The sequence below is a fragment of the Serratia bockelmannii genome, from assembly GCF_008011855.1.
GTDB classification, from domain to species: domain Bacteria; phylum Pseudomonadota; class Gammaproteobacteria; order Enterobacterales; family Enterobacteriaceae; genus Serratia; species Serratia bockelmannii.
In genome coordinates, this window is record NZ_VOUX01000003.1 from 167265 (window position 1) to 182596 (window position 15332).

12 protein-coding genes are annotated in these 15332 nt (G+C 63.2%); 5 read left to right on the plus strand and 7 right to left on the minus strand.

Annotated features, from left to right (window positions below; all coding sequences use genetic code 11):
• Positions 1–9 precede the first annotated feature (9 nt).
• From FOT55_RS05360 to FOT55_RS05375, 4 genes are all read right to left on the minus strand, one after another.
• On the minus strand, positions 10–978 hold the full coding sequence (locus FOT55_RS05360; protein WP_060434621.1) for a TerC family protein: 969 nt from the start codon (positions 976–978) through the stop codon (positions 10–12).
• Positions 979–1230: 252 nt separating this feature from the next.
• The gene (locus tag FOT55_RS05365; protein ID WP_060434620.1) at positions 1231–1962 is read right to left on the minus strand and encodes a glutamine amidotransferase; all 732 of its coding nucleotides are present in this window, start codon (positions 1960–1962) and stop codon (positions 1231–1233) included.
• A 1-nt stretch (position 1963) separates the two neighbouring features.
• Positions 1964–2944, minus strand: a complete 981-nt coding sequence (locus FOT55_RS05370; RefSeq protein ID WP_147823196.1) for a Gfo/Idh/MocA family protein — start codon at positions 2942–2944, stop codon at positions 1964–1966.
• Positions 2945–2994: 50 nt separating this feature from the next.
• Positions 2995–3501: a M48 metallopeptidase family protein gene (locus FOT55_RS05375; protein ID WP_004937154.1), complete on the minus strand. Its 507-nt coding sequence runs from the start codon at positions 3499–3501 to the stop codon at positions 2995–2997.
• A 149-nt stretch (positions 3502–3650) separates the two neighbouring features.
• Between FOT55_RS05375 and rlmG the strand changes: the two genes are divergently transcribed.
• Positions 3651–4790: a 23S rRNA (guanine(1835)-N(2))-methyltransferase RlmG gene (rlmG, locus tag FOT55_RS05380; RefSeq protein WP_060434619.1), complete on the plus strand. Its 1140-nt coding sequence runs from the start codon at positions 3651–3653 to the stop codon at positions 4788–4790.
• A gap of 193 nt (positions 4791–4983) precedes the next feature.
• On the opposite strand, the gene FOT55_RS05385 is transcribed toward rlmG, so the two are convergent.
• Complete coding sequence (locus FOT55_RS05385) at positions 4984–7005, minus strand: oxidoreductase (RefSeq protein WP_147823197.1); 2022 nt, start codon at positions 7003–7005, stop codon at positions 4984–4986.
• A gap of 307 nt (positions 7006–7312) precedes the next feature.
• Here FOT55_RS05385 and FOT55_RS05390 point away from each other — a divergent pair, with 307 nt between their 5' ends.
• Positions 7313–8932, plus strand: coding sequence for an ABC-F family ATP-binding cassette domain-containing protein (locus tag FOT55_RS05390; RefSeq protein ID WP_147823198.1), 1620 nt, complete (start codon positions 7313–7315; stop codon positions 8930–8932).
• Between the two features lie 15 nt (positions 8933–8947).
• Here FOT55_RS05390 and pdxR read toward each other — a convergent pair whose 3' ends face one another.
• Complete coding sequence (pdxR, locus tag FOT55_RS05395; protein ID WP_147823199.1) at positions 8948–10438, minus strand: MocR-like pyridoxine biosynthesis transcription factor PdxR; 1491 nt, start codon at positions 10436–10438, stop codon at positions 8948–8950.
• 121 nt (positions 10439–10559) lie between these two features.
• On the opposite strand from pdxR, the gene FOT55_RS05400 reads away from it, so the two are divergent.
• Genes FOT55_RS05400 through FOT55_RS05410 form a run of 3 tightly spaced genes read left to right on the plus strand, consistent with a single transcriptional unit; the run spans position 10560 to position 14591 of the window.
• Positions 10560–11825, plus strand: coding sequence for a 4-aminobutyrate--2-oxoglutarate transaminase (locus FOT55_RS05400; RefSeq protein ID WP_048321975.1), 1266 nt, complete (start codon positions 10560–10562; stop codon positions 11823–11825).
• A gap of 12 nt (positions 11826–11837) precedes the next feature.
• Positions 11838–13292 (plus strand): NAD-dependent succinate-semialdehyde dehydrogenase, encoded by a 1455-nt coding sequence (locus FOT55_RS05405; protein ID WP_038879538.1) that lies wholly within the window; start codon positions 11838–11840, stop codon positions 13290–13292.
• A 57-nt stretch (positions 13293–13349) separates the two neighbouring features.
• Positions 13350–14591, plus strand: coding sequence for an aromatic amino acid transport family protein (locus FOT55_RS05410; protein WP_147823200.1), 1242 nt, complete (start codon positions 13350–13352; stop codon positions 14589–14591).
• A 73-nt stretch (positions 14592–14664) separates the two neighbouring features.
• Here FOT55_RS05410 and yfcF read toward each other — a convergent pair whose 3' ends face one another.
• A complete protein-coding gene (gene yfcF / locus FOT55_RS05415) occupies positions 14665–15300 on the minus strand; it encodes a glutathione transferase (RefSeq protein WP_004937171.1) in 636 nt (211 codons plus the stop codon).
• Between the last annotated feature and the right edge of the window lie 32 nt (positions 15301–15332).

Consider the following 15332-nt stretch of genomic DNA (forward strand, 5'->3'; position numbering starts at 1 on the left):
AGATTGTGGTTATTTCTTGGCCAGACGATCGTTGCGATGATTGACCCAGGCGTTGATCACCAAAGTGAGCGTCAGGATGCCCGCCACCACGCCGAGCGATAGGCCGATCGGGATGTGGAAGAAGTCGATTATCAGCATCTTGATACCGATAAACACCAGGATCACCGACAGGCCGTATTTCAGCATCGAGAAACGTTCCGCCACGTTGGCCAGCAGGAAGTACATGGCGCGCAGGCCCATGATGGCGAACAGGTTAGAGGTCAGCACGATGAACGGGTCAGTGGTCACGGCGAAAATCGCCGGGATGCTGTCCACCGCGAAAATCACGTCGCTCAGTTCCACCAGGATCAGCACCAGCACCAGCGGGGTGGCGAACAGGATGCCGTTGTGGCGCACGAAGAAACGCTCGCCTTCCAGGCTGTCGGTCATGCGCAGGCGGCTGCGCAGCCATTTCACCAGCGGCTTGTCGCCGATCGCCGAATCATCTTCCTTCGCCAGCGCCATCTTGATACCGGTGAACAGCAGGAAAGCGCCGAACAGATACAGCAGCCACTGGAACTGGCTGACCAGCCAGCTGCCGGCGAAGATCATGATGGTGCGTAGCACGATCGCCCCCAGCACGCCGTAGATCAGCACCCGCCGCTGCAGGTTGGCCGGCACGGCGAAGTAGCTGAACAGCATCAGCCAGACGAACACGTTATCCACCGCCAGCGCTTTTTCGATCAGGTAGCCGGTCAGGAAGGCCAGCGCCTGGGTATCGGCGACGGCGCGCCCGGCGGTTTCATTCAGGTAGTACCAGAAACCGAAATTGAACAGCAGAGAGAGGCTGACCCACACCAGCGACCAGCTGGCGGCCTGCTTCAGGGTCATGGTGTGCGCGCCTTTACGGCCCTGCAACAGGAGATCGATTGCGAGCATCACGACTATGACGGCGGCGAAGCTGCCCCATAACCACGGTGTGCCAACGGAATTCATCATCAGAGGTATCCTTCAAAAACAAAAACGGCCAACGTCGGAAGACGCCAGCCGCTCTGTGAACGCTGCAAGCAAACCTCGCCTTCCGGCAAGGTCTCACTTACAACGTTGATGAAGGTGATTACACCTTTGACATCAGGTTGCCCGGTAACCGGATGCTTGCGCATCGTAATGACGATTGACCGGCAATGAAGTTACTCCCCTTTGCAGAGCAGAAAGTAATGCAAAATGTGTCGGCGGTCAACGTGAATCGCGTTAGCCGGCCATCGCTTTTTGCGCGCCGAGGCTGACGACGAATCCCTGCAGCAGCAGGCGGCTGAACGGCGTGTCGCTAACCTGTTGTTGTTGCTGCTGATAGCGGGCCTGCTGCTCGGGATGCAGCTCGCCGAGCCACTGCAGATACTGGCTCATCACCGCGCCGTTGAATTCCGGGTGGAACTGGGTGGTCAGGGCATGATCGCCATAGCGCAGGATCTGGTGCGCATCCTGCTGCGAACGCGCCAGCGTCTGCGCGCCGGCGGGCGGCGTCAGCACGCTCTGCGAGTGGATCAGGTTGGCTTTGAAGCGCGGCGGCAGCAGGGTGAGCCGCCGGTCTTCGGCCGCGGCGGGCAGCAGTTCGATCTCCAGCGTGCCGACCTCCATGCCCTGCGGGTGGTAACCCACTTCGCCGCCGAGCGCGTAGGCCAACAGCTGGTGGCCGTAGCAGACGCCGAACAGCGGCAGTTTGATCGCCATTGCCTGGCGCAGCCATTCGGCGGCCTCCTCGCTCCACGGCAGCCGTTCGGTCACCATCGCCGGCGAGCCGGTGATGACCACGCCGCAATAGGCGGCCGGCGGCAACGGCCGCTCGCCGGCGGGCAGATGCACGATGTGCGCGCGTTCGGCGTCGATGTTGCCCTGTTGCAGAAACATGCCTTCAAAGTTGGCCAATTCCTGACGAATGGCCTGCGGCGCGTCGCCGGTTTGCATCACGAGCAGCGGTTTCATCTCATTCTCCGTCGGCGGGGAAAACGACGCCGGTCTGGCGGCGGATGTCGGTCAGCAGGCGGGCGACGATCAGCGAATTCTCCAGCCCTGGATGTTCCACCTGACGCTTCTCAACCAACTCGGCGAAGGCCAGCGCCTCATACAACATGGTGTTGATGTGCTGCGGCTGGCTCAGATCCTGGCGGTTGCCGCCGCGCGGCGTCAGCGCCACGCCCCGGCACTCGGAAATCTTGTCGATAACCAGCGTGCCTTCCTCCCCCTGGATCTCGCTGGGGATCGCCGAGTCGCTGACCTTGGAATGGGAAAGCGTGACGTCGAAATCGCCGTAGTTCAGGCAGACGGTGCCGTGGGCGTCCACGCCGGTATCGAGCAGCGTGGCGCTGGCGAGCACCGACTGCGGCGCGCCGAACAGCGCCACCGCGCTGGCCAGGCAGTAGTAGCCGATGTCCATGATGGAGCCGTTGGAGAACTGTGGATTAAAGGTGTTGGGGTTCTCGCCGGCCAGGTAGCGCGGGTAGCGCGAAGAGTATTGGCAGTAGTTGATGAAGGCTTTGCGCAGCCGGCCGATTTTCGCCAATGCCTGTTGCAGCGCCAGAAAATTCGGCAGATAGGCGCTTTTGAACGCCTCGAACAGCACCACCTGATTTTCCCGCGCGCAGGCTACCAGCTGTTCCGCTTCGCGCTGGTTGGAGGCCAGCGGTTTTTCGCAGATCACGTGCTTTTTATGGCGCAGGAACAGCAGCGATTGCGGGCAGTGCAGGGAATTGGGGCTGGCGATATACACCGCGTCTATGGCGTCGGACTGGGCCATCGCCTCGAGAGAGTCGAAAAACTGCGTGACCTGATAGTTGGCGCCAAACGCCTGCGCCTGTTCCAGCGAGCGTGAATACACGGCGCTCAACTTAAGTTTGCCGCTTTCATGGGCGGCATCGATAAAACGTTCCGTAATCCAGTTGGTGCCGACGACGGCAAAGCGAATCATGGCGAGCTCCGGTCCAGGCTTAAAACCGCAGATTATCACGCCCTCACGCGCTATGCATACAGCTCGCCGAACAGCGAAAGGTGCGTCAGATACAGCCGGGTATCGAATTCCAACTGGTGGTAATCCGGCTCCATATGGCAGCACAGACTGTAGAATGCCTTGTTGTGATCTTTCTCTTTCAGGTGCGCCAGCTCATGCACCACGATCATGCGCAGGAACGGTTCGGGCGCGACCTTGAACACCGTCGCCACGCGGATTTCCGCCTTGGCCTTCAGCTTGCCGCCCTGCACGCGCGAGATAGCGGTATGCAGGCCGAGCGCGTGCTTCATGACGTGGATCTTGCTGTCGTAGGCCACCTTGCTCAGCGGCTGGGCGTTGCGCAGATACTGGTTTTTCAGATCGACGGTAAACTGATACAGCGATTTGTCGGTCGTGCAGTCGTGCACCTGCGGATAGCGCTGCAGCAGCACGTCCCCCAGCCGATTCTGATGGATCAGTTGCTGCACCTGGCTTTGCAGATGCGTTGGGTAGCCTTGCAGGTAGGTCAATTCAGACATTCTTGTTCCGTATCAACGGCCATTCAGCCGGTCATTCTATGCTGTTTTTTCGCTCAAATCCTGACATACGCAATTTATCCGAAAAAACATTTTACTGACGGGCGTTTTTAGGGGATAAACAGCCCAAATTTTATCAGTCAGGAGGGGCAATGAGCCAACTCGATCTGGGAACACAGCAACTTGAGCTGGAGCGTTATCCCCAACAGGAAGAATCCACCCAGCTGCAGGCGTGGGAAGCGGCGGACGAATATCTGCTGCAACAGCTTGAAAACGTAGATATCGGCGGCCGCCCGGTGCTGATTTTCAACGATAACTTCGGCACCCTGGCCTGTGCGCTGCACGCGCATCGCCCTTACAGCGTCAGCGACTCGTACATGAGCCAGCTGGCGACGCGTCACAACCTGAAACTCAACGGATTGGATCCTGAGCAGGTCACGCTGTTGGACAGCCTGGCCGAGCTGCCGGCAGCGCCGGCGGTGGTGCTGATTCGCGTGCCGAAAGCGCTGGCGTTGCTGGAACAGCAGCTGCGCGCGCTGCGCCACGTCGTGACCGAAGACACGCTGATCGTCGCCGGCGCCAAGGCGCGGGACGTGCATACCTCGACGATGCAGCTGTTTGAAAAGGTGCTGGGCCCGACGCGCACCAGCCTGGCGTGGAAGAAGGCGCGCCTGATCTTCTGTCAGGCGGCGGACATCGTCCCGCCGGCGGCAGCGGAAACCACCAACTGGACGCTGGACGGCACCGATTGGCTGATCCACAACCACGCCAACGTCTTCTCGCGTGGCAGCCTGGATATCGGCGCGCGCCTGTTCCTGGATCATCTGCCGCGTGGCCTGAACGGCCATATCATCGATCTGGGCTGCGGCAACGGCGTGATTGGCCTGGCGGCGCTGGCGCAAAACCCGGAAGCGCAGATGACCTTCGTCGATGAATCTTACATGGCGGTGGCTTCCAGCGAGCTGAATGTGGAGCACAACCTGCCGCAAGAGCTGGATCGCTGTCAGTTTGAGGTGAACAACGCGCTGGCGGGCATCGAGCGCGAAAGCGTGCAGGCGGTGCTGTGTAACCCGCCGTTCCACCAGCAGCACGCCATTACCGATCACACCGCCTGGCAGATGTTCTGCGACGCCAAGCGCTGCCTGCAGGTGGGCGGCGAATTGCGCATCGTCGGCAACCGTCACCTCGACTACCATCAGAAACTCAAGCGCCTGTTCGGCAACTGCACGCTGGTGGCCTCGAACAAGAAGTTCGTGATCCTGAAAGCGGTGAAATCCGGCGCGCGTCGCTGAGCGTGAATAACCAGGGGCGCCGGGCGCCCCTCAGTCTGTAGACAAAGGGGAAAAAGCGTGGTTTTTCCCCCTTTGTGGTTATCAGCCGAAAATCAATAAATTGATTTTCCTTGTTTTCTTTTCGCTGGTCTCTGCCTACCCGGCATGGGGATGAGGTTTGTCATCAATATCAGGGGCGCCGGGCGCCCCTTTTTTACAGTGACATCGCCAGCCGCGTGCCCTGATCGATCGCACGGCGGGCGTCCAGCTCGGCAGCCACGTCGGCGCCGCCGATCAGGTGCACGATTTTCCCCATCGCCAGCAGCGGCTGCTGCAGCTCGCGGCGCGGTTCCTGCCCGGCGCAGACGATCACCGTGTCCACCGGCAGGCAACTTTCCTGCTCGGCGCGGGTGATGTGCAGCCCTTCATCGTCGATCAGCCGATAGCTGACGCTATTGAGCATCTTCACGCCGCGCATCGCCAGGCTGGCGCGGTGGATCCAACCGGTGGTTTTCCCCAGGCCTTCGCCTACCTTGCTGGTTTTACGTTGCAACAGGTAGATCTGCCGCGCGGCGCGTGGCGCCTGAGGGCCTTGCGCTGCAAGCCCGCCGCGTTGCTCAAGGCGACCATCGATGCCCCATTCGCGGTTGAATTCCGCCTGGTCCAGACTGCTGGATACGCCGTGCTGGCTGAGGTACTCGGCGGTGTCGAAGCCGATGCCGCCGGCGCCGATGATCGCCACCCGCTGGCCGACCGGTTTTTTATCGCGCAGCACGTCCAGATAGCTCAGCACCTTGGCGTGCCCGATGCCGGGGATGTCCGGGGTGCGCGGCACGATGCCGCAGGCGAGGATCACTTCGTCGAATTCGCTTAAATCCGCCGCCTCGACCTTGACGCCCAACTTGACCGTCACTTCGCGCAGCGCCAGCTGGCGGCGGAAGTAACGCAGGGTTTCATGGAATTCTTCCTTGCCGGGGATTTGTTTGGCGATGTTGAACTGGCCGCCGATCTGTTCGGCGGCGTCGAACAGCGTCACCTGATGGCCACGGCTGGCGGCGGTGGTGGCAAACGCCAGCCCGGCGGGGCCGGCGCCGATCACCGCCAGCTTTTTCGGTTTCTCCGCCATCGTCAGCGGCATTTCGGTTTCGCGGCAGGCGCGCGGGTTGACCAGGCAGGAGGTCAGCTTGCCTTCAAATATCTGGTCGAGGCAGGCCTGGTTGCAGCCGATGCAGGTATTGATCTCGTCGGCGCGCCCCTCGGCGGCTTTCTGCACAAAGGCGGCGTCGGCAAGGAACGGGCGCGCCATTGACACCATGTCGGCGCAGCCGTCCGCCAGCACCTGCTCGGCCACCGCCGGATCGTTGATGCGGTTGGTGGTGATCAGCGGGATGCTGACCTTGCCCATCAGCTTGCGGGTTACCCAGCTGAATCCGGCGCGCGGCACCATGGTGGCGATGGTCGGGATGCGCGCTTCGTGCCAGCCGATGCCGGTATTGATGATCGTGGCGCCCGCCTGTTCGACCGCCAGCGCCAGCTGTTCGATCTCCTGCCAGCTGGAGCCGTCCTCCACCAGATCGAGCATCGACAGCCGGTAGATCAGAATGAATGCCGGGCCCACGGCCTGGCGCACCGCCCTGACGGTCTCGACGGCGAACCGCATGCGGTTGGTGAAGCTGCCGCCCCATTGGTCGTCGCGTTGGTTGGTGCGCGTCGTCAAGAATTGGTTGATCAGATAGCCCTCGGATCCCATCACCTCAACGCCGTCATAGCCGGCCTGCTGCGCCAGCGCCGCGCAGCGGGCGAAGTCGGCGATAGTCTGCTCGATCTCCGCTGCGCTGAGCGCGCTCGGCGTAAACGGGTTGATCGGCGCCTGCAGCGCGGAAGGGGCCACCAGCTTAGGTTGATAGCTGTAGCGGCCGGTGTGCAGGATCTGCAGCGCAATTTTGCCGCCCGCCCGGTGGACGGCCTCGGTTACCGGGCGGTGGTGAGGCAATTGCGCCTCGCTGTTGAGGATCGAACCGCCGCGAAACACCACGCCCTGTTCGTTCGGGGCAATGCCGCCGGTGACGATCAGCGCCACGCCGGCGGCGGCGCGCTCGGCATAGAACGCGGCCAGGCGCTGCGGGCCGTCGGGCAGCTCTTCCAGGCCGGTATGCATCGATCCCATCAGCACCCGGTTTTTCAGGGTGGTGAAGCCGAGATCCAGCGGCGCCAGCAGGTGAGGGTAATTGCTCATTGCACTCTCCATCGGGTGAAATCGGGGCCCGTTGTTATAATTATGTGAACACAAGTGGTCGGATGAGATAAATCTAGCCGTTGTCATGCCGCTTGGGAATCTGCGTTGCGCCGAATGTGATAGACGTCATGAATCTCAGACTCTGTTTGCATAACGAACAAAAGATCGGTTAACCTTTGCGCGTTGTAAATTCCTTCTCTCTGCGGAGCCACTACCGAAAATGAACACCCACACCTGTTGATATCTGGTCCCACGCTGTGCGCTCTTGCGCCCTGTGGGGATGTTTTGATCTCATTCAGGAGTGCTTATGGCTCATTTTGCGCAGTCCCCTTATTTCGTTTTACATCAACTGACCTGCCAATTTGCTGACGGCGAAACGCTGTTCGGCCCGCTGGATCTCGCTTTCGATCGGCAGCGCTGCGGCCTGGTGGGGCGCAACGGCGTCGGTAAAACCCAGCTGCTGCGCCTGATCGCCGGGTTGGATCGGCCGGGCAACGGGCACGTCGAATCCCATGCCGCGTTGGCTTACGTTGCGCAGCAGCCGGAGATCGCCGCGGACACCACGCTGGCCCAGCTGCTGGGCTATGGTGAGGTGTTCGCCGCGCTGGCGCGTCTCGAGCAGGGGCAGCCGCTGGCGGACGATATCGATCGTCTGGAAGGGCGCTGGGATCTCAACGATCGTCTGCAAAACGCCTTTGTCGCCGCCGGGCTGCCGGCCTTCGATCCGTTGCGATCCGCAAGCTCTCTGAGCGGCGGCGAGCGGATGCGCGCGGCGCTGTGCGGCGCGTTGCTGGGCGAGGCGGATTTTCTGCTGCTGGACGAACCGACCAACCACCTCGACAGCGTCGGGCGCGCCTGGCTTTATCAGCAGCTGGATCAGTGGCGCGGCGGGCTGCTGATCGCCAGCCATGACCGGCAGCTGCTGGCGCGCATGGAGCGCATTGTCGAACTGACACCCGGCGCGCTGCGCAGCTACGGCGGCAACTACGATGACTACCGGCGCCAGCGCGACACGGAACAGCAGGCGGCGCGCGCCGATCTGGAGCATGCGCGCGAGGAGCGTCGCCGCACCCGCGCTCGCCAGCAGAAAGAGCACGACATGAGCCAGCGGCGCTCGGCGCAAACGCTGCGCGTCGTCGATACGCTGAATATCGCCTCTTTTGAGCGGGTGGCCTACAAGTCGGCGGCGAAGGAGAGCCTTGGCACGCTGCGTAAACAGCATCAGGATCAGCGCGACAGCCTCGATGCGGCGGTGCGCGAAGCCTATCAGCGGGTGGAAGAGGAGCAGCCGGTGTTGCTGGCGCTGCCGGGCAGCGAAGTGAGCGCGAACAAGCAGGTGCTGGTGCTCGAGCAGCTGCAGCTGCCGTTCGTCAGCGCGCCGCCGCTGGATCTGCGTATCGACGGCCCGATGCGCGTGGCGTTGACCGGCCCCAACGGCTGTGGCAAGTCCACCTTGCTGAAGACCGTTCTCGGTCAGCTGACGGCGCTTTCCGGCCATTGTCATTGCCCGCTGTCGACGGCCTACCTCGATCAAACCCTGTCGCAGCTCGACCCGAATCTGTCGGTGATGGAGCATCTGGGGCTGCAGGATTCACCGTTGGCGGAAGGCGCGTTGCGCACCCGGTTGGCGCAGTTGCAGCTTGGCGCGGATCGCATCGCGCTGCCGCTGGGCTCGCTGAGCGGCGGCGAACGGCTCAAGGCGGCGTTGGCCTGTGCGCTGTGGCGGCGACAACCGGCGCAGCTGCTGTTGCTGGACGAGCCGACCAACCACCTGGATCTGGCGTCGTCGCTGGCGATCGAAACCGCCCTGGCGGATTTCCCCGGCGCGATGCTGGTGGTGTCGCACGACGAAGACTTCCTGCAGGCGCTGCGGCCGACACACCGTCTGCAGCGACAGATGGACGGCTGGCGGCTTCAGGCCTGGTAACGCGCGAAGGCGGCCCTAGGGGGCCGCCTTTTTCACCTCGGGCGTGTTGATGCACGCCAGCAGCTGGGTGAAGGCCGCGGCCATCTGTTCTTCCGGCACGCAGGCAAACCCCATCAGCAGGCCGCGCCGGCGGTTGGGCAGCATGTAGTAGCGCGACAGCGGCCGCACCAGCACCCCCTGCGCGCCGGCGGCGGCGGCGATCGCCACGTCGTCGGCCTCGTCCGGCAGGTTGAGGATCAGGTGCAATCCGGCGTTGCTGTTGAATTCGCTGAGCGCCTGTTTGCCGAGGTGCTGTACGATCAGGCCGGTCAGGAAGGCGCGCCGCCGGGCGTACAGCAGCCGCATGCGACGGATGTGCGCGGTGTAGTGCCCCTCTTGGATGAATTCCGCCAGCGCGCTCTGGATCAGCAGGTGCCCGCCGCGATACAGCTCGGCGTGGGCGGTTTTCAGCGGCTGCACCAGCGGCGGCGGCAATACCACATAGCCGAGGCGCAGCGCCGGGTAGAGCGTTTTGCTGAAGGTGCCGATGTAGATCACCGGCGCGTCGGCCTCCAGCCCTTGCAGCGCTGGGATCGGTTGGCCGGAAAAGCGGAATTCGCTGTCGTAGTCGTCCTCGACGATCCAACCGCCGGCGTTGCGCGCCAGCGCCAGCAGCCGTTGGCGGCGCGCCAGGCTCATCACCGAGCCGAGCGGATACTGGTGCGACGGGGTGACGAAAATCAGGCGGGGTGGCGTCGTTGGCTGCTCCGGCGGCACCAGCCCGGCCTCGTCCACCGCCAGCGGGCAGATGTTCAACGCATTGATGCGCAGGATATTGCGGATCCCCCAATAGCCCGGTTCTTCGATCCAGGCGTCATCCCCCGGATTGCACAACATGCGCGTCACCAGATCGATCGCCTGATGGATGCCTTCAGTGATCAGGATCTGTTCCGGCGAGCAGCGCACCGAGCGCGCCACCCGTAAATACTCCACCAACGCATGCTGCAGCTCCGGGCTGCCGCCCTGATTGCTGTAGGTCAGCCGCTGCGGCGCCGGGCGGCGGCTGAGGCGCGCCTGGATCTTGCTGAACAGCTGATGGGGAAAGGCGTTGACGTCGGGGACGCCGGGAATGAATGCCCCCCACTGTTTGGGGCTGGCGCTGGCGTGGTGCAGCAGCGTGGCGCCGCGCTCCGACAGTTCGACGCGCCGCGGTTGCCCGCTGCCGTCCGCCGGAGCGCCGCCGGTGGAGAGGCAGCTGTCCGGCAGCGTGTCGGCGACGAAGGTGCCGCTGCCGGCGCGCGCCGACACGTAGCCTTCCGCCAGCAGTTGTTCATAAACGGTTAATACGGTGTTGCGGGACAGGCTGAGCTCCTGCGCCAGATCGCGCGAGGCGGGTAGGCGGCTGGAGGGCGGCAGGCTGCCGTCGAGAATGCTGGTGCGGATCGCGTTGTAAAGCCGCTTGTGCAGCTTGTCATCGGGCTGTTCGCCGAGGCGCTGCAGCAACAGATCACCACTCAATGAGCGCAATTGGATCCCTCAATTATTCGTAACTGGCACTCGATTATAGGGCCACATCCTGTGTAAATAAACGGCATTGTTTCACGAATGTGAACGAAACGTGTAACTGGCACCGACCGGAGAGAACAGCATGAAAAACGCAGAATTGAACCAACGCCGTCAGGACGCCACCCCGCGCGGAGTGGGCGTGATGTGTGGTTTTTACGCCGAGCGCGCAGAGAACGCCACGCTGTGGGATGTGGAAGGCAAAGAAGTGATCGACTTCGCCTCGGGGATCGCCGTGCTGAACACCGGCCACCGCCACCCGAAAGTGATCGCCGCAATTGAAAAGCAGCTGCAGGCCTTCACCCACACCGCCTATCAGATCGTTCCTTACGAAAGCTATGTCTCGTTGGCGGAGCGCATCAACCAGCGCGCGCCGATCGCCGGTCCGTGTAAAACCGCTTTCTTCACCACCGGCGCGGAAGCGGTGGAAAACGCGGTGAAGATCGCCCGCGCTTACACCGGCCGTCCGGGCTTGATCACCTTCGGCGGCGGCTTCCACGGCCGCACCTATATGACCATGGCGCTGACCGGCAAAGTGGCGCCTTACAAACTGGGCTTTGGCCCATTCCCCGGCTCGGTGTTCCACGGCCAGTACCCGAACGCGCTGTACGGCGTGACCACCGAAGACGCGATGAACAGCCTGGATCGCCTGTTTAAAGCGGATATCGATCCCAAGCAGGTGGCGGCCATTGTGCTGGAGCCGGTGCAGGGCGAGGGCGGTTTCAACGTGGCGCCGGCCGATTTCATGCAGGCGCTGCGCGCGCTGTGCGACCAGCACGGCATCCTGCTGATCGCCGACGAAGTGCAGACCGGCTTCGCCCGTACCGGCAAGCTGTTCGCCATGGAACACTACAGCGTTAAACCGGATCTGATCACCATGGCGAAAAGCCTGGCGGGCGGCATGCCGCTGTCGGCGGTGGCGGGCCGCGCCGAGGTGATGGACGCGCCGGCGCCGGGCGGGCTGGGCGGCACCTACGCCGGTAACCCGCTGGCGGTGGCCGCGGCGCACGCGGTGCTGGACGTGATCGACGAAGAGCAGCTGTGTCAGCGCGCCCAGCGCTTGGGGCAGCACCTGGTGGAAGTGTTGCAGCAGGCGCGCAAAACCAGCCCGGCGATCGCCGATGTGCGCGCGCAAGGCTCGATGGTGGCGGTGGAGTTCAACGATCCGGCTACCGGTAAACCTTCAGCCGATATCACCCGTCAGGTGCAGCAGAAGGCGATGGAGGAAGGGCTGCTGCTGCTGAGCTGCGGCGTGAACGGCAACGTGATCCGCTTCCTGTACCCGCTGACCATCCCGGACGATCAGTTCACCAAGGCGATGGGCATCCTGTCCCGCGCGCTGGCTCACTAAGGAGCGAACGGCATGAAATTGAATAATCCTGAGCTGTTGCGCAGCCAGTGTCTGATCAACGGCGAATGGTGCGATGCCCTGAGCGGCAAGCGCGAAGCGGTGATCAACCCGGCCACCGGCGCCGAACTGGCCAGCATTCCGCTGGTCAGCGAAGAGGAAACCCAGCAGGCGATCGCGGCGGCGCAGCGGGCGCAAAACGAGTGGAAACAGCTGACCGCCAAGCAGCGTTCCGCGCTGCTGTTGGCCTGGGCCGACAAGGTGCTGGCCGCACAGGAAGATCTGGCGCAGCTGATGACCGCCGAGCAGGGCAAATCGCTGGCGGAAGCACGCGGCGAAGTGGCCTACGCCGCGTCGTTCATCACCTGGTTCGCCGAAGAGGCCAAGCGGGTGGACGGCGCGGTATTGCAGGCGCCGCAGGCTTCGCAGCGTCTGGTGGTGGTGAAGCAGCCGATCGGCGTGTGCGCGGCCATCACCCCGTGGAATTTCCCGGCGGCGATGATCACCCGCAAGGTGGCGCCGGCGCTGGCGGCTGGTTGCGCCATCATCGTCAAACCGGCCGAGCAAACGCCGCTGACCGCGCTGGCGCTGGCCAAGCTGGCGCAGGACGCCGGTATTCCCGCCGGCGTGTTGCAGGTGGTGACTGGCGAAGCGGCGCAGGTGGGCAAGGTGCTGTGCGACAGCCCGGTGGTGCGCAAGCTGAGCTTTACCGGCTCGACCGAGGTCGGCCGCATCCTGATGGCGCAGTGCGCGCCGAGCATCAAGAAACTGTCGCTGGAGCTGGGCGGTAACGCGCCCGTCATCGTGTTCGACGACGCCAATCTGGACGCGGCGGTGGCGGGCATCATGGCCTCCAAGTTCCGCAACAGCGGCCAGACCTGCGTCTGCGCCAACCGCATCTACGTGCAGGACGGCATCTACGAGCGGCTGGCGGAGAAACTGGTGGCGGCGGTCGAGCAGTTGAAAGTCGGCGACGGCAGCCAGGAAGGCACCACCCAGGGGCCGCTGATCGACAGCGATGCGGTAGCGAAGGTGCAGAGCCATATCGACGACGCGCTGATCAAAGGGGCACAGATCGCCACCGGCGGCCAGCCGCACGCGCTCGGCGGCACTTTCTTCCAGCCGACGGTGGTGACCGGCGTAACGCAGAAGATGCGCTTCGCCAAAGAAGAAACCTTCGGGCCGGTGGCGCCGCTGTTTCGCTTCCATGATGAAGCGGAAGCCATCGCCATGGCCAACGACACCGAATTCGGCCTGGCCGCCTACCTGTTCACGCAGAACGCCGCGCGCCAGTGGCGCGTGCCGGAAGCGCTGGAGTACGGCATGGTCGGCATCAACACCGGGCTGATTTCCAACGAAGTGGCGCCGTTCGGCGGCGTGAAACAGTCAGGGCTCGGGCGTGAAGGATCGCGCTACGGGATAGAAGAATATCTGGAGCTGAAATACTTGTGTATCGATGTGAGCTGTTGAGCGTCAGGACGTTAACCCATCCCGGCGGCCAGCGTCGCCGGGCGATAAGGATGATGCATGTCTGATAATATCTCTGTTTCTCCGGTGCTTGCCGCCGGGGTGCGAGCACCTGCACCCGCCAAATCGTTAAGTTTCCTCGAAGGGGTGGCGATGATCGTCGGCACCAACATCGGCGCCGGGGTGCTCTCCATCGCCTACGCCTCCAGCAAGGCCGGTTTCCTGCCGCTGCTGTTCTGGCTGGTGCTGGTGGGGAGCCTGACCACCATCACCATGCTGTACGTCGCTGAATCCACGCTGCGCACCCGCGCACATCTGCAGCTGAGCGGGCTGGCGAAGCGCTATGTCGGCGGCCTGGGCGCCTGGCTGATGTTCGCTTCGGTGTGCGTCAACAGCGTCGGGGCGCTTACCGCCTACATGACCGGCAGCGGCAAGCTGCTGCAATCGCTGTTCGGCATCTCGCCGGCGCTGGGCAGCCTGCTGTTCTTCGTGCCCGCCGCCGGCGTGCTGTACCTCGGTTTGAAAGCGATCGGCCGCGGCGAGAAGTTTATCAGCATCGGCATGGTGGTGATGTTGACCGCGCTGGTGGCGGCGACGCTGCTGAAAGACACCACCCAGATGCGCAACCTGCTGGACGGCGACTGGCGCTATATGGTGCCGGTGTTCAACGTGGTGGTGTTCTGCTTCTCGGCGCAGTACATCGTGCCGGAGATGGCGCGCGGCTTCGCCGACAAGCCGGAGCAACTGCCGAAGGCGATCATCGTCGGCATGGTGGTGACCTTCATTTTGCTGGCGGCGGTGCCGATGTCGGTGATCGCGCTCAGCGGGCTGGATGACATCTCCGACGTGGCCACCATTTCCTGGGGCCAGGCGCTGGGGCAGTGGGCGTTCTTCTCCGCCAACATCTTCGCGCTGTGCGCGATGCTGACCTCGTACTGGGGATTGGGCGGCAGCTTCCTGACCAATATTTTCGACAAGTTTAGGTTGGGCAACGACGAGCTGCCGCTGCGCCGCTTCGGCGTGCTGCTGCTGGTGGTGGTGCCGCCGTTCGCGTTGGCCTACAGCGGCCTGGTGTCGTTCGTCAACGCGCTCTACTTCGCCGGGGTGTTCAGCGGGGTGATCCTGTCGATCATGCCGATGCTGATCCTGCGCGGCGCGCGCAAACAGGGCGACCAGACCCCGCGCTGGCAGTGCAACTGGATCACGCACCCGTTGCTGCAGATCAGCATTGTGTTGCTGTATCTGGCCAGTGCGGTGTACGCCATCGCTTCATTGTTAGGCTATCTGCCCTCTGGATGGTGATTTGCCTTCCCTCAAGCAGTGATGTTGTTTCTCGGCATTGAGAACGGCGGCGTCGTGGCCGCCGATTTTTTTCTCAGGCGCGCCGTTTTTCCGACAATGCCAGCCAGGCCTGCACCGACGGGCGCTGCCACTGCTTGTGCGCATAGTGGCGCACGCGCTCCGGCACCGGATCGCCGTGCATCACCAGCCGGTTGAGCATCAGCGCCAGATCGGTGTCGGCGATGCACCACTCCCTGAACAGATTATCCTGCCCGTGGCTCAGCAGCTTTTCCACGGCGGCGATTAGCTTGCGCGCGGCCTCTTGCGCGGCTTCGGACAGCGGCGGGAACTTGCCGTTGTTGAACACCACCTCGGTCGAACGCTCGGCGCGGATCGGCAGCAGATCGCTGCGCAGCCAGGCCTGGATCTCGCGCGCTTTGGCACGTAGCTTCACGTCGCGCGGGTACACGGCGTGGGCCGGGTGGATGTCTTCCAGGTATTCGGCGATCGCTGAAGACTCCGAGAGCTGGAACTCGCCGATCGCCAGCGTCGGCACCCGGCGGGTGAGCGACAGCGCCGCGTAGGCCGCCTCTTTGTTCTCTTCCTTCGCCAGATCCACCGGCTTCACGGTGAACGGAATGCCTTTTTCCGTCAGCACGACAAAGGCGGACATGGCGTACGGGCTGAAAAATTCACTGTCGGTGTAAAGCTCGGTGATCGGTTGAGACATCGGCGGTTCCTCGGGGTTAAAGGGGGAACATT

Excerpts from the sequence above, each read along its gene's own strand:
- FOT55_RS05360 (WP_060434621.1), bottom strand. The coding sequence starts at position 978 with ATGATGAATTCCGTTGGCACACCGTGGTTATGGGGCAGCTTCGCCGCC.
- FOT55_RS05365 (WP_060434620.1), bottom strand. The coding sequence starts at position 1,962 with ATGAAACCGCTGCTCGTGATGCAAACCGGCGACGCGCCGCAGGCCATT.
- FOT55_RS05370 (WP_147823196.1), bottom strand. The coding sequence starts at position 2,944 with ATGATTCGCTTTGCCGTCGTCGGCACCAACTGGATTACGGAACGTTTT.
- FOT55_RS05375 (WP_004937154.1), bottom strand. The coding sequence starts at position 3,501 with ATGTCTGAATTGACCTACCTGCAAGGCTACCCAACGCATCTGCAAAGC.
- rlmG (WP_060434619.1), top strand. The coding sequence starts at position 3,651 with ATGAGCCAACTCGATCTGGGAACACAGCAACTTGAGCTGGAGCGTTAT.
- FOT55_RS05385 (WP_147823197.1), bottom strand. The coding sequence starts at position 7,005 with ATGAGCAATTACCCTCACCTGCTGGCGCCGCTGGATCTCGGCTTCACC.
- FOT55_RS05390 (WP_147823198.1), top strand. The coding sequence starts at position 7,313 with ATGGCTCATTTTGCGCAGTCCCCTTATTTCGTTTTACATCAACTGACC.
- FOT55_RS05400 (WP_048321975.1), top strand. The coding sequence starts at position 10,560 with ATGAAAAACGCAGAATTGAACCAACGCCGTCAGGACGCCACCCCGCGC.
- FOT55_RS05405 (WP_038879538.1), top strand. The coding sequence starts at position 11,838 with ATGAAATTGAATAATCCTGAGCTGTTGCGCAGCCAGTGTCTGATCAAC.
- FOT55_RS05410 (WP_147823200.1), top strand. The coding sequence starts at position 13,350 with ATGTCTGATAATATCTCTGTTTCTCCGGTGCTTGCCGCCGGGGTGCGA.
- yfcF (WP_004937171.1), bottom strand. The coding sequence starts at position 15,300 with ATGTCTCAACCGATCACCGAGCTTTACACCGACAGTGAATTTTTCAGC.